The following is an 18557-nucleotide window of genomic DNA, read 5'->3' as shown; positions in this document are numbered from 1 at the left end:
CCCGTCGGCGCCGAAACTACTCGGATCGGTTCCGTTGTTCTTGGACATTATGGTCGCGGATCGCCCGCGCGCCTTGAGCAGGATCAAACACGAAGGCGTGACGAATTTTGCGAGCCGTTCGCAACGTCAGGCCAGCAGCACCCCGATCAGGGCTGCACTCAGGAACAACGAGACCGTGAGCATCGGCAGGGCGCCAAGCAGGCGTACCTGAAGCGGCAACCCGTCCCAATGGCGCAGCGTCGGGACGGCAGCAGCGACCGCAAACAGCGCTCCGAGTGCCCAGAGCGCAAGGGCGATCGGCATGCCGACCGCGATCTCTTCGCCCCGGGCCGAGGCAACGCCCATGCCGACCAGGGCCGGAGGGACGGCGGCGGCGAAGAACGCCACGGCCCAGATCGCCCGGTTACGGATCCGCTGGCTGGTGCCGAAGGGCGGCGTCCAGTCGGGCGAGGCAGGGGCGTCCGGCCCAGGGGCGCCCCCGACCATGTCAGCCCTCGAAGTGGCCGTCCGTCTTCATGTCGGCGAGGGCCAGATCGAACGCCTTGTGCAGGCGGCCGAACAGGTCGGCCAGCTCGGTCTCGTTGATGATCAGCGGCGGGCAGATCGCGACGCGATCGCCCATGTTGCGCACGAACAGGCCGAGCGCCTGGGCGTGGTTGGCAACGCGCGTGCCGGCGCCGACCGTGGCGAGGTCGTACGGCGCGCGGGTCTTCTTGTCGGCCACGATCTCGAGCGCGCCGACCATGCCGACGCCCATCGCCTCGCCGACCAGCGGGTGATCGGCGAACGACTGCAGGTGCTTCTGGAAGATCGGGCTCATGCGCTTGGCGTGGCCGAACAGGTCGATCTCGTCGTAGATCTTCTGGGCCTCGAGCGCGACGGCCGCGGCCACGGGGTGGCCGGAGTAGGTAAAGCCGTGGCCCCAGGTGCCGATCTTGTCGCTCTCGCTCATCAGCGCCTGGTAGATCTTGTCGGTGATCATCACCGCCGAGATCGGCAGGAACGACGCCGACAGCGCCTTGGCGCAGGTCAGGATGTCCGGCTTGATATTCATCGTCTGGCAGCCCCAGACGTTGCCGGTGCGGCCAAAGCCGTTGATCACCTCGTCGGCGACGAACAGCATGTCGTACTTGGTGCAGACCGCCTGGATCTTCTCGTAGTAGCCCTTGGGCGGCACGATCACGCCGCCGGCGCCCATCACCGGCTCGGCGATCATCGCGGCGACTTCATCGGCGCCGCCTTCCTTGATGATCAGCTGCTCGAGCTCCTCGGCGCAGCGCGTCGTGAACTGGTCCTCGGTCTCGCCCTCGGTGTGGAAGCGGTAGTAGTGCGGGCAGCTCGTGTGCAGGATGTTGGCGATCGGCAGGTCGAAGGAGCGATGGTTGACCGGAAGGCCAGTGAGGCTGCCCGAGGCCACGGTGATGCCATGATAGCCCTTGATCCGCGAGACGATCTTCTTCTTCTTCGGCCGGCCCAGCGCATTGTTCATGTACCACACCATCTTCACGACGGTGTCGTTGGCCTCGGAGCCGGAGTTCGCGAAGAACACCTTCGACATCTCGACCGGCGCCATCGACTTCAGCTTCTCGGCGAGATTGATCGCTGGCTCGTGGGAGCGCTGGTTGAAGGCGTGGTAGAAGGGAAGCTGCTTCATCTGCTCGTAGGCGACCGTCGCCAGCCGCTCGTTGCTGAAGCCCAGCGCCGCCGACCACAGGCCGGCCATGCCCTCGATGTACTCCTTGCCGTCGTCGTCCATGACGTAGATGCCGCGGCCGCGCACGATCGTGACCGGGCCGGTCGCCTCGTGCTTCTTGAAGTTGGTGTAGGGGTGCAGATGATGCGCGATGTCGCGCGCGGCATTCGAATTGCCGCGAAAGCTGCGTGGAACGTCGTTCATGGCCGCATCCTCAAATTAACCCGAGGGCAGCACGATAGGAGCCCGGCCAAGGCCTGTCCAACGGTTGTGTTTCATGCTGGCCAATGAGAATTCTTGTGGAATTGACGGCCCCACAGAGCCGGTGCAATTTGCGCAGAGCGATGCGCCTGTGCTTGGGAAGGCAGGATGCTGTGCGTCCATTGAGGGGGTTTTCGATGATTTTCAGTTTCCGTCATTCCATGGCGATGAGCGCGCTCGTTTGCGCGGCCCTCGCGACGGCCTCGATCGCCGAGGCCAAGACGTTCAAATGGTCGAACTCGGGCGATGTCAGCTCGATGGACCCCTACGCCCGCCAGGAAACCTTTCTCCTGACCTTCACCCAGAATATCTACGACCCGCTCGTGCGGCGCGACAAGAACCTCAACCTCGAGCCCGCGCTGGCGACCAAGTGGGGCCAGACCGACAAGAACACCTGGTTCTTCGACATCCGCCCCAATGTGAAATTCAGCGACGGCACGCCTCTCACGGCCGATGACATCGTCTTTTCGCTCAACCGGGCCAACGGGCCGGGGTCGAACATGGGCAGCAACTTCGCCTCGGTGAAGGAGATCAAGAAGGTGGGCGACCTGCGGGTCGAGGTCACGACCAAGTATCCCGACCCGCTGCTCGCCAGCAAATGGGCGGCGCTCGGCATGATGTCCAAGGCATGGGCCGAGAAGAACAATGCACTGAATTCGGCCGACATGACCAAGAACGAGGAGAATTTCGCGACCCGCAATGCCATGGGCACGGGCCCCTTCATGCTGAAGGAGCGCAAGGCCGGCGAGAAGACGGTGCTGGTGCCGAACCCGGGCTGGTGGGACAAGCCGACGCATAATCTCACCGAGGTGGTCTTCACGCCGGTCGCCAATCCCGCCACCCGGATCGCGGCACTGAAGGCGGGCGACATCGACATGACCTACGAGGTTCCTCCGGCCGACACCGAGTCGCTCAAGAAGGACCCGAACATCAACGTGCTCGAAGGCCCGGAGACGCGCGTCGTCTATCTCGGCATGGACCAGGAGCGCGACGAGCTGCTCGAGTCCAACGTCAAGGGCAAGAACCCGTTCAAGGACAAGCGTGTCCGCGAGGCGTTCCATCGCTCGATCGACGTCGACGCGATCAAGCGTACCGTGATGCGCGGCCAGTCGTTCCCAACCGACCTCATGGTCGCCCCCGGCATCAACGGCTACATGAAGGATCTCGATAAGCGCCCGCCGCTGCTCAAGCCGGACGAGGCCAAGAAGCTGCTGGCCGATGCCGGCTATCCGAACGGCTTCGAGGTCGGCATGGATTGCCCCAATGACCGCTACGTCAACGACGAGAAGATTTGCCAGGCCGTGGTGTCGATGCTGGCCAAGATCGGCGTGAAGGTAAATCTGCGGGCGCAGACCCGAAACCTCTACTTCGCCAAGATCCTGCGCAAGTCGGACGGCAAGCCGGGCGAGACCAGCTTCTACATGCTGGGCTGGTCGCCGGCCCAGACCTACGACGTGCACAACGTCTTCGAGGCGCTGATCCAGACCCCGAATGCGGCCACCAAGAAGGGCATGTTCAACGCCGGCGGATACTCCAACCCGGCGCTCGACAAGCTTGCCGACGCCATGGAACAGGAGACCGACAAGGCCAAGCGCGACGATATGATCAAGCAGGCCACCAAGCTCTATGTCGACGACTTTGCCTATATCCCGCTGCACCAGCAGGCGGTGGTGTGGGCGGCGCGCAAGAACATCGACCTGTTCCAGCCCGCCGACAACGCTTTCCCGCTGCGCTTCGTGACGGTGAAGTAGCTCTAGTCCTCACTCCTCATGTTCCTCTCTCCCGTGAGGGGGAGGGCAGGTGAGGGGAGTTGGCACACTGCGTGCAACCCCCTCGCCCGCCCGCTCCCCCTGGCGGGGGAGAGGAGAATGAGAATAAAACCGACGTAATGCTCGCGTTCATCCTCCGACGCCTTCTGCAATCCGTTGCCGTGCTGCTGGCGGTCGGGGTCGTGTCCTTCTTCCTGTTCCGCTACGTCGGCGATCCGATCAACGCCATGGTCGGGCAGGATACCTCGCAGCAGGAGCGCGACGAGCTGCGCGAGAAGCTCGGCCTCAACGACCCGGCGCCGATCCAGTTCTTCCATTTCCTCGTCAATGCCGCCCAGGGCAAGTTCGGGCTGAGCTACCGGACGTCCGAGCCGGTGAGCCGGATGATCCTGGAGCGCCTGCCGGCGACCCTGGAACTCTCCTTCTGCGCCTCCCTCTTCGTCCTCCTCTTTGGCATCCCGATGGGCGTCTATACCGGTCTCTATCCGCGCCACTGGTCGAGCCGGCTGCTGCAGGCTGTGTCGCTGATCGGCGTGTCGCTGCCGACCTTCCTGATCGGCATCCTCCTCATCCTGTTCTTCTCGGTCGTCCTGCACTGGCTGCCGTCGTTCGGCCGCGGCGAGACGGTCGATATCGGCGGGTGGACCACGAACTTCCTGACGCGCAAGGGGCTGGAGGCGCTGATCCTGCCGTCGATCACCCTCGGCCTGTTCCAGCTCACGCTGATCATGCGGCTGGTGCGTTCGGAGATGCTCGAGGTGATGCGCACCGACTACATCAAGTTCGCGCGCGCCCGCGGCCTGACCAACCGCGCCATCAACTTCGGCCACGCGCTCAAGAACACGCTGGTGCCGGTGATCACCGTGGCCGGCCTCCAGCTCGGTGCGCTGATCGCCTTCGCGATCGTGACGGAGACGGTGTTCGCCTGGCCGGGCGTCGGCCAGCTCTTCATCCAGTCGGTGCAGTTCTCAGACATTCCGGTGATGGCGGCCTACCTGATGCTGATCGGGTTGCTGTTCGTGGTCATCAACCTGGTCGTCGATATGCTTTATTTCGCCGTCGATCCGCGCCTCCGAGGCGGCGGTGCGGCGCGGGTTGGTGGCCATTGAGCGGCGGGCGCCTGACATGAGCGAGTGGCTCGCCCGTGCTGCCGACAGCGACGTCTGGTGGAGCTTCAAATCATCGAAGCTCACCGTCGTCGCTGCGGTCGCGACGCTATTGATCGTGGGCATCGCCTTCCTGTCCCCCTTGCTGGCGCCGCACACGCCGTTCGATCCCGCCACGCTCAACCTCAGCGACGGCCTGAAACCGCCGGTGTTCGTTGGCAGCGACGGCGACTGGGCCTTCCCGCTCGGCACCGACGACCAGGGGCGCGACATCCTCTCCTCGATCATGTACGGCACGCGTCTCTCGCTGGTGGTGGGCTTCGCCTCGGTTGTCGTCGCCATGGTGCTGGGCATCGCGCTCGGCCTGATCAGCGGCTATGTCGGCGGCGCGGTCGACGCGGTGATCATGCGCATCGCCGACGTGCAGCTCACCTTTCCGGCGATCCTGGTGGCGCTGCTGATCGACGGCATCGTGCGCGGCCTGATCTCGGTGCAGCGCCACGACGAGATTGCGATCTACGTCATCGTCGGTGCGATCGGCCTCAGCTTCTGGGTGCAGTATGCCCGCACCGTACGCGGCTCGGTGCTGGTTGAGAAGAACAAGGAGTACGTGCAGGCGGCACGGGTGATCGGCCTGTCGCCCGCACTGATCATGGTGCGGCACGTGCTGCCCAACGTCACCGGCCCGGTGCTGGTGATCGCTACGCTCAATCTGGGCCTCGCCATCATCTCCGAGGCGACGCTGTCGTTCCTCGGCGTCGGCCTGCCCTCGACGCAGCCCTCGCTCGGCACCCTGATCCGGCTCGGCAACGAGGTGCTGCAGTCGGGCGACTGGTGGATCACCGTGTTTCCCGGCGCGACCCTCGCCGCGCTGGTGCTGGCGGTGAACCTGCTCGGCGACTGGCTGCGCGACGCCCTGAACCCGAAGCTGCGATGATGGATCATTTCGGTTTTTCCTTGGCTGTCGCTGCACAAACACCTCACCCTGAGGAGCGAGCGCAGCGAGCGTCTGGAAGGGTGGCGACGCGCACCGTGCCTGTTGCCACCCTTCGAGACGCGTCGCTTCGCTACGCTCCTCAGGGTGAGGGGGAATTGTTGCGCAATCGAACGCACGCACTTCGCCTGCGGCCCGCCCGTCGAGGCCGCGCTATGCGCCTCCTCGGGATGAGGGGTTGCTGATGGCCAGCCCGACCAACAACCCGCCGCTGCTCGAAGTGAGGAACCTTCGCGTCGAGTTCCCGACGCGGCGTGGCACCTTGCTCGCCGTCGACGACGTCTCCTTCGAGATCGCGGCCGGCGAAGTGCTGGGCGTGGTGGGCGAGTCGGGCGCGGGCAAGTCGCTCACGGGCAATGCCATCATCGGCCTGCTCGAGCCGCCCGGGCGCGTCGCGGCCGGCGAGATCCGCCTCGAGGGCCGGCGGATCGACAATCTGCCGTACGAGGAGATGCGCAAGGTGCGCGGCGCGCAGATCGGCGCGATCTTCCAGGATCCGCTGACCAGCCTGAATCCGCTTTATTCGGTTGGCCGGCAGCTGGTCGAGACGATCCAGACCCACCTGCCGCTCAACGCCGCCGCCGCGCGCAATCGCGCGCTCGATCTCCTCAAGGAGGTCGGCATTCCCGGCGCCGAGCATCGGCTCGACCATTATCCGCACCAGTTCTCCGGCGGCATGCGCCAGCGGGTCGTGATCGCGCTCGCGCTGTGCGCCGGCCCGCGCCTGATTGTGGCCGACGAGCCGACCACCGCGCTCGACGTCTCGATCCAGGCGCAGATCATCGCGCTCTTGAAGAAGCTGTGCCGCGAGCACGGCACCTCCGTCATGCTGGTGACGCACGACATGGGCGTGATCGCCGAGACGGCCGATCGCGTCGCGGTGATGTATGCCGGCCGCATCGCGGAGATCGGCCCGGTCCGCGACGTCATCAAGAACGCGCAGCATCCCTACACCAAGGGCCTGATGGGCTCGATCCCGCATCTCGGCGAGCGCGGCGGCAAGCTGACCCAGATCGACGGCGCGATGCCGCGCCTCAACGCCATCCCGAAGGGGTGCGCCTTCAATCCGCGCTGCACGTACCGCGGCCAGCGCTGCCTGGTCGAACGGCCCGAGCTGATGGCGGCAGGCGCAAGCCGCGCCGCCTGCTGGCTGCACGACGCCAAAGGAATCGGCGCGCCCGCTGGCAAGGAAGTCGTCGATGTCTGAGTTCGTCCAGATCGACGGCCTGAAGCGCTATTTCGACGTCTCCGCGCCGTGGCTGGTGCGCCAGATCGAAGGCCGTCCGCGCCAGGTCGTGCAGGCGGTCGACGGCATCGACATCGCCATCGCCAAGGGCGAGACCTTCTCGCTGGTGGGCGAGTCGGGCTGTGGCAAGTCGACGGTCGCCCGCCTCGTGGTCGGCCTTTATCCGCCGACCGCCGGCCGGATCGTGTTCGACGGCCACGACATCGCGACCAGCCGCAACCAGGCCAAGCATTCGGCGCTGCGCCGCCGGCTGCAGATGATCTTCCAGGACCCGTTCGCCAGCCTCAATCCGCGCTGGCGGGTGTTCGACATCATCGCCGAGCCGATCCGCGCCTTCGATCTCGCCAAGGACAAGGCCGATCTGCGCAATCAAGTCGACGAGCTGCTGCGCCAGGTTCGGTTGACGCCGGCCGACGGCGTAAAATTCCCGCACGAATTTTCCGGCGGCCAGCGCCAGCGCATCTCGATCGCCCGCGCGCTCGCCTCGCAACCGGAGTTCCTGGTGTGCGACGAGCCGACCTCGGCGCTCGACGTGTCGGTGCAGGCGCAGATCCTGAACCTGATGATGGATTTGCAGCGCCGGCTGCAGCTCACCTATCTCTTCATCAGCCACAATCTCGCGGTCGTCTATCACATCTCCACGCGCGTGGGCGTGATGTACCTTGGAAGGCTGGTCGAGCAGGCGCCGACCGAAACCCTGTTCAAGCGGCCCAAGCACCCCTACACGCGCATGCTGCTCGACACCATCCCGGACCTCGAGATGACCGGCCGCCAACGTGCGCCAGTGGCGGGCGAGGTTCCGAGCCCGATCAACCCGCCGTCCGGCTGCACCTTCCATCCGCGCTGCCCCTTCGCCAACGAGCGCTGCCGGATCGAGCGGCCGCAGTCGCTGCCGACCGAAGGCGGCCTGGTCGCCTGCCACGCGATCGAGGAAAAGCGCATCCCGATCGAGGACCGCATCTACGCCGCGCGACAATAGCGAGCGGCACGTAGCCGAAACGCAAGGCGGCGGTGACGCCACCGGGTCCGTTGTTTACGAACTTTCTGAAGCAGAGCGGCTCGTTCGATGCGTGCGCGTCGGACAGCCCGCTGCGCTACGTCGATCCGAACGCGCCGAGGAGAACGTGTCGGGATTCCTGCGTGTGCAATGCCCCATCCACCGGCGTCGCGTGAGCACGACCGGCCCCGCGATGTCAGCAGCGATGCAAGGCCGGGCGCATGTAATCGCAGTCGGTGTGGATCGGCGCCAGTCATGTTGGCGTAAGTCCGGCGCTGCAAGATGAATCGACGTCGATGTCCAGGGGGAGCGGTCGGATCTTGTCTTTGCGCCGGCGTGCCTATGCAGTGCTGGAACGAGAGCCTCCGGTCACGCGCACCGTCCGCATCGTCCATCGAGCGATCATCGCGCTTATATTGATCAACATCGTGGCGGCGGTGCTCGACACGGTGCCGGAGATCCACGCGGAATGGGACCGTGCGTTCGACGCGGTCGAGATTTTCTCCCTCTGCGTCTTCTCGGCGGAGTACGCCCTGCGCCTGTGGGCGGCGCCGGAAGCGGGCATGGCCGGGTCCGCCGCATGGCTGACATCCCTGCGCTGGATGGTCAGTCCGGCGGGCCTGATCGATTTCGTCGCAATCGTGCCTTTCGCAGCCGATCAGTTGTTCGACATCGACCTCCGCTTCATCGTGCTGCTGAGATTGCTGCGCTTCTTCAAGATCGCCCGCTACTCGCCGGGCTTCCACTCCCTCGGTGAAGCGGTCTGGTCGGAACGCCACGCGCTGATGGCTTGCCTGGTGATCCTCGCTTCGGTGATCCTGATCTCGGCCGGATTGACCTATGTCGTGGAGCATAACGCCCAGCCGGACAAGTTCGGAACGATACCCGATGCGATGTGGTGGTCCGTCGCCACCGTCACGACCGTGGGCTATGGCGACGTCGTCCCGACGACGACGGCAGGCCGGCTCATCGGCGCGTTCACGATGGTGTCGGGACTGCTGATGCTCGCCTTGCCCGCCGGCATTGTGGCGACGTCGTTCGCCAACATCATCGCGCGGCGCAACTTCGTCCTGAGCGCCGGCCTCGTGGTCCGGATGCCGCTGTTCGCCGGGCTCGCCCCCAGCCAGATCTTCGACCTGCTGCCGGCGCTGTCCACGCGCGTCTTCGAGCCGGGAGAATATGTTCTCCGGCGGCGGGAAAGGGTCGAGGCGATCTATGTCGTCGCCGATGGGCAACTGGAAGTGCACTTCGGGCGGCAACAGCGGATGCTTCGCGCCGGGGACAGCTTTGGCGGCTTGTCCGATGCAACGCGCAAGGCGGTGCGCGCGACCACACGCGTCCGGCTGCTGGTGCTCGATACGCTGGAGGCGAAATGGCTGCTGGCCAACCATCCGGAACTCGGCGGCCGGATCACGGAGCCGGCGTGACCGGAAAGCGGCCCGTTGGCCAGGGGTGCCGAGGTCTTCTCCTCCCTGCGCGCAGCGCAGGGAGGGAGGAACGGCCTTACCGTGCCGGCAGCTGCCGCGCCAGCTCCTCCTCGATGCGGCGCAGCTCGTCGATCGCCTCGTGCATCAGCCGTCGGTCGGGGATGCTGACCGACACATGCTTGCCGACGCGCGTGACCGCGCTGCCGGTGTCGGTGCCGGCCAGGCCGTTCAGGCGGTAATACGCGACCGGCCGCACGAAGCCTTTCGGGGTGATCTGGCCCAGCGGCGTGGCATAGACCGCGTCCTGGATCAGCAGCCAGGTCGAATCGGCGATCAGGATCGTGTCGGCCTCGGCCGCCGTCTGCAGCCGCGCGGCGAGGTTCACCGGGCTGCCGATCACGGTGTAGTCGAGCCGCTGGTCGGAGCCGAAATTGCCCACCGTGCAGTAGCCCGTGACGATCCCCATGCGCGCATGCAGCGGCCGCGAGATGCCGTTCTGCTGCCACAGCCCGGCCAGCTCGAGCAGCCGGTCGCGCATGCGCAACGCCATGCGCGCGCAGCGCAGGGCGTCGTTGCGGTCGCCCTCGGTCTCGGGGTCGCCGAAGAACACCAGGATCGCGTCGCCGATGAACTTGTCGACCGTGCCGCCGTGCGCGATGGCGATGTCCGACATCTCGCTGAGATAGGTGTTGATCAGGAACGCCAGGCGCTCCGGCTCCATTCCGTCGGTGATGTCGGTGAAACCCTCGATGTCGGAGAAGAAGATCGTCAGGTTCTTGCGCGCCAGCGCGGCGGCCGGTTCGCCCCTCTTCGAGAAGATCGAGCTGTAGATCTGCGGCGAGAGATACTTGGCGAGGCGGTTGGCCACGGTCTGCAGCTCGCTGGTCCGTTCGGCGACCAGCCGGTCCAGCGTTTCGGTGCGTGTCTGCACCTCGTCGGCCATGCGCGTGAAGGTGCGCGCGAGCTCGCCCAGCTCGTCGCGCCGATTGCGTACTCGCGCGAGGCTCTCCGGATCGAAGGTCAGGTCCTCGAAGGCTGCTGCTGCGGCAGTGATGCGTACGACCGGCGCCGTGATGTGGCGCGCCACGTAGAGCCAGCCGATCAGCAGCGCGCCCAGGATGCTGATGCCGTTGAGCAGCAGCAGCAGCTTGCTGCCGACCTCGATCGAGCGGGTCGAGGCCGCCACCGCCTCCACCGTCCTCTCGTCGATGCCGGCGACGAGCCGGTCGACCTCGCCGGTCAGCCGGACCGCGATTGTCCGCGACTGGTCCGCCAGCCCGTCCGCGGCGTGCGCCTCGACCAGCAGGGCGCCGCGCGGCGCGAACAGGCCGTGGTCGCCTTCGCCGAGATTGATGAGCCCCTCGGCGAGCACGCGCAGCACCTCGCCGTCGCTGCCGCGCACCGCGCCGAGCGCGGCCCGGAAGCGGTCGGCCGCCGCCTCGAAACGGTCGCGCATCAGCGGCAGGCGGCTCACGTCGGGAATGTAGGCGGCTTCGGCCAGCAGCCCGCCGATCAGGTTGCCCTCGATGCCGAGCTGCATGGTCGCGGTGTAGTCGAGCAGCGCCGCCTCGGACATCCGCAGCTCGTGCGGAACCGGCGCGACCTCGTCGAGCGAGCGGTACCCGGTCACCAGGAATGCCGTCGCATCGTCGAGCAGGGGAATGAGCTTATCGATCAGGCGGCGGTGCAGCTCCACGGCCAGGGTGCGGCGCTGGCGCAGCTCGGCCCGGAGCGTGAGCTGCCGGGCGACCGACTTGTCGAGCCGGTCGAGGACGGCCGAGAGCTCGCGGCTGGCCTCCCGGATGGCCGCGATCGACTGCGGGATGTCGGGATCGGCCGCGAGGCTGACCTCCCTCTCAAGCGAATCGATCAGCCCGGCGATGACCTCCTGCTGCGAGCGCAGCGCGGTCATGAGGCGGCGCTGCTGCTCGGCATCGCCTGCGGCGACGAGCGCCGGCGTGGTCGCGACGACGAGCGCGGTCTGGCGCGCGAGGCGCAGCGAATCGGCGATCGACGGAATGTGCTCGTGCGTGATCCGGCGCTGCACTTGGCCGAGCTCGACGAAGGAGATCCAGGCCACGAGGCTGGCCGCCAGCGTGAGCGCCACGGCGCCGGCGATCGCGGCGTAGAGCTTGGTCGACAGGCCGAGCCGCGGCCGGCGGCGCGGGATCGCGGCGCCCGTTCCCTTGCCCGCGGCGGCGGTGGCATCGGCGAGGCTCATCGCGTGAGCCGCTCGACCGGCACGACGTTGCCGTCGCGGATAACCGTGAGGAAGACCTGGTGGGAGCCGCGATTGTCGCGTGGCCCGTAGGTCAGCTTGAAGCCGCCGATGTCGAACGTGCCCGTCTCGGTGAGGGCCGACAGAAAGCCCTCGCGGCTGGGCGGGTTGCCGGCATGGGCGAGGACGGCGGCCGTCAGCCGGCCGGCGGTGTAGCCTTCGAGCGAGGCGAACGACGGCTGCGCGCCGGCGTCGCTGGCCACGAGCGCCTCGCGGTACTCGGCCAGGAGCGGGATCGAGTTGCCTTCCGGGAACGGCATGACCTGGGTCACGTGGACGCTGCTGCCGTCCGTGCCCAGGGCGGCGGCGAGCGCGTCGCTGCCGACGAAGGAGATGTTGACGATCTGGGCGGTGACCCCGAGCTTGCGCGCCCACTGGGTGAAGGCGGCGCTCGGCTGGTAGGCGCCGATGATGACGATGGCTTCGGGATTCTGCCGCCTCAGCCCGAGCAGCGCGGTCTTCACCGCGGTCGTGTTGCGCATGTAGGTGCCGGCGCCGACCGGCTCGAGGCCGCGCCGTTCGAGTGCGCGCCGCACGCCGGCAAGGCCGCTGCGGCCGAAGGAATCGTCCTGGTAGAGGACGGCGATGCGGGCGATGCCGAGATCGCCGATCAGCCGCGCCACGATCGCCTCGGTTTCCTCGAAGTAGGTCGCCCGGACGTTCACGACATGGCCGAGCGCCGGATCGCGCAGGAACTCGGCGCCAGTGAAGGGCGCGATGAACGGCACGCCCGCGGCGCGCGCGATCGGCTCGGCGGCGGCCGACGTCGGCGTGCCGACCGCGCCGATCAGGGCGAAAACACCGTCGTTGTCGATCAGCCTCCGGGTGTTGGCGATTGCCAGCTCGGGCTCGTAGCGGTCGTCATAGGAGCGCAGTTCCAGGCGGCGGCCACCGATACCGCCGGCCCGGTTGACCTCCTCGAAGGCGGCAACGATGCCAGTCCGCATCTCCGTTCCGAGGATCGCGGCAGGCCCGCCCAAGGCTGCCGACTGGCCAAACAGGATGCGCCGGTCCGTGACGCCGGGCGACTGCGCGACCGCGGTCCCGGCGATCAGCCAAAGCAATACGGCAAGAACGAAATTCAGGTACCTGTTCATTACGCCGCCCCCGGAGTGGGGGTAACACTCCGGCCCGGATGCCGTCCACCGGCCGGATTCAGGCTATTACCTTCGCATCGAGCGCAGCGTATCGATGCTTGGAGCAACTCGGGCCCTAGGCGCGAACCAGTAGCCCGTGCATCCGGAGGACCGAGAGCAGCTTGAGCGCCATGCCGTTCGGCGCCGGTCTTCCATGTCTCGACCGTGCTTTCGCATGTGTTGAGATAGCCGGCGAACATCCGCGGAGCTGCTCGATCTGCGCAGGCTCGATCCCGGTCGGAACGTCCAGGTGGCGCTCGTCGAAATCGCGCATCGTCGCCCTTTCGAGGGCGGCGACCGCATTTAGCATCGCCGCAGACGCGTGAATCGCCCCGGAAATATCGCTCTTGAACCTGGGTTTTGTTGCCATGGCATATCTCCGTCAGGTCCTTGTCCTCCAGGAGCCTGGCGATCTGTCCTTCAGGACCGGTCCGCTACGGTGCTCTGCAAGGTGGAATCGACGGTAGCGATCAGGGCGTCGAGATTGTCGGGTCTGGAAAGATCCGGAATGGCCCTGTCGGTTAGTGCGCCGGCCCCTGCATGTGGATTCCGGCGCCGCCGTGATCGTAGCCGGCATGCAGGAGCCGCTGCAACCTGAACATCGAGTCGATCAGGAGCGCTTTCTCGACTGGCCGTCGCGGGACCTGCTGCAGCAGCGTCGACCGGAGCAGGCGGAAGATTTCGGGCGACACTGCGTTCTCGAGAAGCTGATCGGAATAGTTCACCGGTCTTATCACGAAGTGGTGCGCGGCTGCGGGACGATCGCGAGCTCTCGTAACCGCGGATGAACGGCGATCTTCGGGCTGTTCGCTGCATTGACGCCGTCGAGACGGAGCACGAACACCGCCCGGCACGAAGCTGGTCATGTTTCTCGGCATGGCGAACCCCCTTCGTAAATGGTTATTGGGATGGCAGACATGCCAAGCCCTTCAAATGGATGAACGGCAAACAAAGACACGCATAACCCGCAGGAACGCTCAGAATTCCATCGACGGAGCAGTGCGCATTCGTGGCAATCTCAGATGTTGTGCCGACATTGCCTTGCGTCGTGGGGGCCGCGCCTTTGGCTAAGCTGCCAAAGCCCCCTTTCGAGTGAGCTACGCCACATCGCCACAAGCAAGGTCAGAAGCAACGAAGCGTAAAGCCGAAGTGACCCGTAGCGCGTGCCGACGCAGGTCCTGACCGACGGTATCAATGGTCACGACCGCCTGGTGCAGTTCCTCGTGTCAGCGCACGCGCTCGACGGCTCGGGCGATGACCGACAGCTTCGCCTCGGCCGACGAGGCGTTGCAGATCGGGTTGTCGGCGAAGGTCGCGAAGCCGCAATCGGGATGGAGCAGCACCCGCTCGGCGCCGAACAGGTCGATCGCCTTGCCGATCTTTGCAGCTACCTCGTCGAGCTGCTCCGGCTCGGCGTGCTTCTGGTTGACGACACCGACGCCTACCCGCGCGTCGGCGGGAAGCGCGCGCAGGATTTCCATCTCGCCGGCGCGCGGCGTGCACATCTCGAGCAGGTAGGCGCCGACCTTCATCGCCTGCAGCGTCGTCAGCAGGGGCTCGTAGCTGCCGCTCAGCGCCACCGATTCGTCGGGCGTCCAGTTGCCGCGGCAGACGTGCAGCGCGATCCGTTCGCGCGGCATGCCGTCGACCACCGCGTTGACCAGATCGCGCGCGAAGCCCAGCTCGTGCTCGGGCCCGCGCGATTCCGACAGCGCGCCGCACATGAAGCTCGGCCGGCTCTTCGGTCCGCTGAACACGACCTCCGACAGCACCGGCTCGTCGAACTGGATCAGCGTCACACCGGCGGCGACGAGGTCGGCCAGCTCGGCGCGCAGCGCCGCCACGATGTCCTCCGCAAGCTGCTCGCGGGTCTGGTAGGCCCGCTCGGACAGGCACTCCATCCACATGGTGCGCGTCAGCAGGTAAGGCCCCGGCAGCGCGACCTTGACCGGCTTCGCGGTGAGCGTGCGCAGGAAGTCGAGCTCGTGCGCCACCAGCGGGCGGCTGCGGCCGATGCGGCCGAATACGGCCGGGTGCCGCACGTCGGCGGCCGGAACGTCGAGGGCGCGCAGCTCGCGCTCGAACTCTTCCGGATGATCGACCAAGGGCAGCAGGTCGGTGAGCGGGATCAGCTGGCAGTTGTCGAGCCGCGTGGCGACGAAGCTCGCATAGCTGTCGCGCCGCTGCTCGCCGTCGGTCATCACGCCCACCCCGGCGCGCTCCTGCGCGGCGACGGCGAGCCGCACGGCGTCGTTCGCCGTCTCGTGGAACGCCGCCTCGTCGAGCCGGCCCTCGACATGGGCGTGCATGCTGTCGATCATCCAGCGTGGCCGCGGCCAACTGCCGATCCCCATCACCGCCAGCGGCGGCAGGGGCGGCGCTGCGACGGGCAAGCGGGGTGGCAAAGGGACCGGGGCGATCGACTTCAGCACAGCTGGCTGGACAGGCTGCTTCACCGGCGCCGGCGCGGACTGACCGCGCTCCTCGAACTTGCCGCGGCACACCAGGAAGCTGCGCTGCTTGCCGACCTTGGTGAACGACACCAGGTCGTTCGAGGTCATCCGGCACCATGCCGGCAGGTCCTCGTCGACGGAAATCTCGGTCGAGCGGATCTCGAGCAGCTGCCCGCGTGCCATCGGATCGATGTGCTTGCGGATCAGCAGCAGCAGGCCGTTGCCGCAGTCGAGGTCGCCGCCGTCGAAGCTGACGTCGGGTTCGTAGGGATGCTTGTCCGTGGGTGTCATGGTTGTTCCCGTTAGTGCTGGAGCGCGGCCAGAGCGGTTGGGGCTGCCTCGGCCGGTTGCGGTCCGTAGAGGCGTTCGAATGCGGCCTGGTCGAACCGGTCGGTCGGCGCGTCGATCACGACCCGGCCGTGCGACAGTCCGACGACGCGGTCGGCATAGGCGCGCGCGAAGTGGACCTGATGCAGGCTGCACACGACGCCGACGCCGTCGGCGCGCGCGATCCCACGCAGCAGGTCGAGCACGCCGACGCTGGCGTTCGGGTCGAGGCTCGCGACCGGCTCGTCGGCGACGATCAGGCTCGGCCGCTGCGCCAGCGCGCGGGCGATCGCGACCCGCTGCTGCTGGCCACCCGACAGTGTGTCGGCGCGCTGCATCGCCTGTCCGAGCAGGCCGACGCGGTCGAGGCATTCCAGCGCGAACAGCCGGTCGGTGCGGCCGAAGCGGCGCAGCCAGCCGCGCCACGCCGGGACGTAGCCGAGCCGCCCGGCCAGCACATTCTCGAAGGCCGTCAGCCGGTTCACGAGGTTGAACTGCTGGAATACTACCGCGATGCGCCGACGCGAGCGCCCGCGCAAGGCGCCGATGTCGTCGCCGCCGATGCGGATCTCGCCGCGGTCGGGCGCGAGCAGGCCGGTCAGGCAGCGGAACAGCGTGGTCTTGCCTGCGCCGCTCGGCCCGAGCACGGCGACGAACTCGCGTTCGCGCACCGTAAAGCTCACCTCCTCGATCGCGGCGCGCGCATTGAAGGCCTTGCTCACGCCCACCGCGGTGAGACGCGGAGCGCCGGACCCGGCCACGCTCAGACCAGCCGCTTGCGCAGCCAGCCGGAAAGCTGGTCGAGCAGCGTCACGACGACGAGGATCACCGCGATGATCGCGAACAGGCGCGAGAAGTCGAGCAGGTCCATGCTGTTCTTGAGCTCCTGGCCGATGCCGCCGGCACCGACCACGCCCAGCACGGTCGATGCCCGAACGTTGAATTCCCACCAGAACAGCGTCGTCGACAGCAGCACGGGCAGGATGTCCGGAACCAGCGCATACGCGAGGGTCGTGAAACGGCCGGCGCCGGTCGTGCGCACCGCGTCGACCGGCCCGAGATTGGCGTTCTCGACATGGTCGGCGAAGAACTTCGCCGCGCTGCCCCATGTGTGCAGAGCGATCCCGAGCACGCCGGCGAACGGCCCGAGCCCGACCGCGGCGACGAACAGCAGCGCGAAGACGAACGAGTCGATGCCGCGCAAGGCATTGAGGAACCAGCGCGCCGGATAATACAGGGCCGGCCACGGCGTGATGTTGCGGCTGGCCAGCACCGCCATGGGCAACGCCAGCAGGGTCGCGACCGTGGTGCCGATCGCGGCCATTGCGACAGTCTCGGCAGTGCGTAGCGCGAACAGCGGCACCTCGTCGAGCTTCGGCGGCCACGCCGTGGCGATCCAGTGCCCGAGCTTCGGCAGCCCGACCGCGAGCTTGTGCAGGTCGATGCCGGCGAGGTCCCACGACACCGCATAGAAGGCGAGGACGACCGCGCAGATGATCCAGAAGCGGGCGCGCCGGGCAGTGAAGCCGCGCCGTGCCGCGTCGAGGTCGTCGAGCGCGTGCTCCGCGCGGCTCGCCATCACCGCTGCCCGGGTCGTTTCCGCCTCACGCCCGCGCCTTGATCTTGCCGACCGCAATGCCAGCCTTCTCGATCGTCTCGTAGGAGGCATGGTTAGCCGATACGAACCCGGTATAGCGCGGTGGCAGGAGCGTCTTGGCCTGCTCGACGGTGATGCCGGTCAGGATCGACTGGATCTGGGTGCTCAGCTCCTTCGAGGTAGTGGCCGGCAAGGCAATGGCATCGTTGGGCAGCGGCGCGGAGGTCCACACGATCCTGTTCGAGTCCTCCTTGACCTTGCCGCTGGCGATCATGGCGTTGCGGTTCCGGTCGAAGTCGGTCGCCATGTCGACCTGGCCCGAGCTCACGGCGATCTCGTTGGCGCCGTGGGTCGCACCTTCGCTGTATTTCCAGTAGGTCTTCGGGTCGATTTTCCAGATCTCCTTGGCGTAGAAGCTCGGCACCAGCCAGCCCGAGGTCGAGCCGACGTCGGCGAACGAGATCGATTTGCCCTTGGTATCGTCGGGGAACTTCGCGACCTGCAGGTCGGGCCGCGCGATGATGATGCCGTAGTAGATCGGCTTGTCGTCGTACTTCACCGTCGCGACGGCCTGGCAGTTGGTCGCGTTGTTGGCGATGACGTAGCCCCACGGACCCATCCACGCGATGTCGAGCTGGCCCGAGCCCATCGCCACCGCCATGCCCGCCCAGTCGGTCGTGGCGACGAGGTCGAAATCGACGCCGAGCTCCTTCGCCAGATGGGCGAATAGAGGCATGTAGGCCTTCTTGGTGTCCTCGGGGTTGGGCAGCAGGGGACCGACGCCGAAGTGCAGCTTCTTCTTGCCCTGGGCGAGAGCCAGGCTCGGCGTGAAGATCGAGGCCGCCGCGAGGCCCGCCGATCCGGCGATGACGTGCCGGCGATTGGGGTTCATGTTCAGTAGCTCACGCTCGGGCAGGCCTCGCCCATGAACTCGACCAGCTTGGCGCCACCGACCACCACGGCCCCGGCCACCAGGTTGTTCTCGTCGAGCTTGCGCTTCTTGAAGCAGGGCGAGCAGACGTAGATCTCGCCGCCGGCCTCGACGAAGCTCTTCATCAGGTCCTTGAGCGCCGCGAAGCCTTCCTCGTGGATGTCGTCGGCATAGCCCTTCTGCGACAGCCGCGTTCCCTCGATCGACAGGAACACCATTGCCTTCTTGTCGGACGCCACCGCGGCATTGGCGACGACGAAAGCGACCGTGGCCTTGTCGGTATCGTTCTTCGCATGGGTCAGGCTGACGACGAATTTACCAGGCATCTTCTTCTCCTCGTTC

17 protein-coding genes are annotated in these 18557 nt (G+C 66.8%); 6 read left to right on the top strand and 11 right to left on the bottom strand.

What is annotated here, in order from left to right:
- Positions 1–126: 126 nt before the first annotated feature.
- Entirely contained in the window at positions 127–486 is a 360-nt protein-coding gene (locus ACQY8M_RS30915) for a hypothetical protein (protein ID WP_428664240.1), read from the bottom strand.
- A 1-nt stretch (position 487) separates the two neighbouring features.
- Entirely contained in the window at positions 488–1897 is a 1410-nt protein-coding gene (locus ACQY8M_RS30910) for an aspartate aminotransferase family protein (RefSeq protein WP_428664237.1), read from the bottom strand.
- A 194-nt stretch (positions 1898–2091) separates the two neighbouring features.
- Here ACQY8M_RS30910 and ACQY8M_RS30905 point away from each other — a divergent pair, with 194 nt between their 5' ends.
- From ACQY8M_RS30905 to ACQY8M_RS30880, 6 genes are all read left to right on the top strand, one after another.
- Complete coding sequence (locus ACQY8M_RS30905) at positions 2092–3705, top strand: ABC transporter substrate-binding protein (RefSeq protein WP_428664235.1); 1614 nt, start codon at positions 2092–2094, stop codon at positions 3703–3705.
- Positions 3706–3842: 137 nt separating this feature from the next.
- Positions 3843–4832, top strand: coding sequence for an ABC transporter permease (locus tag ACQY8M_RS30900; protein ID WP_428664233.1), 990 nt, complete (start codon positions 3843–3845; stop codon positions 4830–4832).
- Between the two features lie 16 nt (positions 4833–4848).
- Positions 4849–5766 carry an ABC transporter permease gene (locus ACQY8M_RS30895; protein ID WP_428664230.1) on the top strand — a complete coding sequence of 306 codons (918 nt, stop codon included), beginning with the start codon at positions 4849–4851 and terminating at the stop codon, positions 5764–5766.
- Between the two features lie 241 nt (positions 5767–6007).
- The gene (locus tag ACQY8M_RS30890; protein WP_428664228.1) at positions 6008–7030 is read left to right on the top strand and encodes an ABC transporter ATP-binding protein; all 1023 of its coding nucleotides are present in this window, start codon (positions 6008–6010) and stop codon (positions 7028–7030) included.
- Complete coding sequence (locus tag ACQY8M_RS30885) at positions 7023–8048, top strand: ABC transporter ATP-binding protein (RefSeq protein WP_428664225.1); 1026 nt, start codon at positions 7023–7025, stop codon at positions 8046–8048. The genes ACQY8M_RS30890 and ACQY8M_RS30885 overlap by 8 nt, the downstream gene beginning before the upstream one ends.
- Positions 8049–8494: 446 nt before the next feature.
- Positions 8495–9493 (top strand): cyclic nucleotide-gated ion channel, encoded by a 999-nt coding sequence (locus ACQY8M_RS30880; protein ID WP_428664223.1) that lies wholly within the window; start codon positions 8495–8497, stop codon positions 9491–9493.
- Positions 9494–9569: 76 nt separating this feature from the next.
- Here the strand turns inward: ACQY8M_RS30880 and ACQY8M_RS30875 are convergent, their stop codons facing one another.
- The 9 genes from ACQY8M_RS30875 to ACQY8M_RS30835 all read right to left on the bottom strand — a co-directional run bounded on the left by ACQY8M_RS30875 (position 9570) and on the right by ACQY8M_RS30835 (position 18541).
- The gene (locus tag ACQY8M_RS30875; RefSeq protein ID WP_428664221.1) at positions 9570–11714 is read right to left on the bottom strand and encodes an adenylate/guanylate cyclase domain-containing protein; all 2145 of its coding nucleotides are present in this window, start codon (positions 11712–11714) and stop codon (positions 9570–9572) included.
- Positions 11711–12868 (bottom strand): ABC transporter substrate-binding protein, encoded by a 1158-nt coding sequence (locus ACQY8M_RS30870; RefSeq protein WP_428664218.1) that lies wholly within the window; start codon positions 12866–12868, stop codon positions 11711–11713. The genes ACQY8M_RS30875 and ACQY8M_RS30870 overlap by 4 nt, the downstream gene beginning before the upstream one ends.
- Before the next feature lie 115 nt (positions 12869–12983).
- Positions 12984–13277, bottom strand: coding sequence for a helix-turn-helix domain-containing protein (locus tag ACQY8M_RS30865; protein ID WP_428664215.1), 294 nt, complete (start codon positions 13275–13277; stop codon positions 12984–12986).
- 151 nt (positions 13278–13428) lie between these two features.
- The gene (locus ACQY8M_RS30860; protein ID WP_428664212.1) at positions 13429–13632 is read right to left on the bottom strand and encodes a hypothetical protein; all 204 of its coding nucleotides are present in this window, start codon (positions 13630–13632) and stop codon (positions 13429–13431) included.
- 501 nt (positions 13633–14133) lie between these two features.
- Entirely contained in the window at positions 14134–15651 is a 1518-nt protein-coding gene (locus ACQY8M_RS30855) for a 5-methyltetrahydropteroyltriglutamate--homocysteine methyltransferase (RefSeq protein WP_428664210.1), read from the bottom strand.
- A gap of 11 nt (positions 15652–15662) precedes the next feature.
- On the bottom strand, positions 15663–16409 hold the full coding sequence (gene phnC / locus ACQY8M_RS30850) for a phosphonate ABC transporter ATP-binding protein (protein WP_428664207.1): 747 nt from the start codon (positions 16407–16409) through the stop codon (positions 15663–15665).
- Positions 16410–16450: 41 nt separating this feature from the next.
- On the bottom strand, positions 16451–17266 hold the full coding sequence (gene phnE / locus ACQY8M_RS30845; RefSeq protein ID WP_428664205.1) for a phosphonate ABC transporter, permease protein PhnE: 816 nt from the start codon (positions 17264–17266) through the stop codon (positions 16451–16453).
- 25 nt (positions 17267–17291) lie between these two features.
- On the bottom strand, positions 17292–18176 hold the full coding sequence (locus tag ACQY8M_RS30840) for a phosphate/phosphite/phosphonate ABC transporter substrate-binding protein (RefSeq protein WP_428664202.1): 885 nt from the start codon (positions 18174–18176) through the stop codon (positions 17292–17294).
- Between the two features lie 2 nt (positions 18177–18178).
- Complete coding sequence (locus tag ACQY8M_RS30835) at positions 18179–18541, bottom strand: DsrE family protein (protein WP_428664199.1); 363 nt, start codon at positions 18539–18541, stop codon at positions 18179–18181.
- Positions 18542–18557: the final 16 nt, after the last annotated feature.

Origin of the sequence: Reyranella sp. (assembly GCF_965279465.1) — a bacterium.
In the GTDB taxonomy this organism is placed as follows: Bacteria; Pseudomonadota; Alphaproteobacteria; order Reyranellales; family Reyranellaceae; genus Reyranella.
Note: the sequence above shows the minus strand (reverse complement) of the source record. Positions and strands in the feature narration are given on the sequence as shown.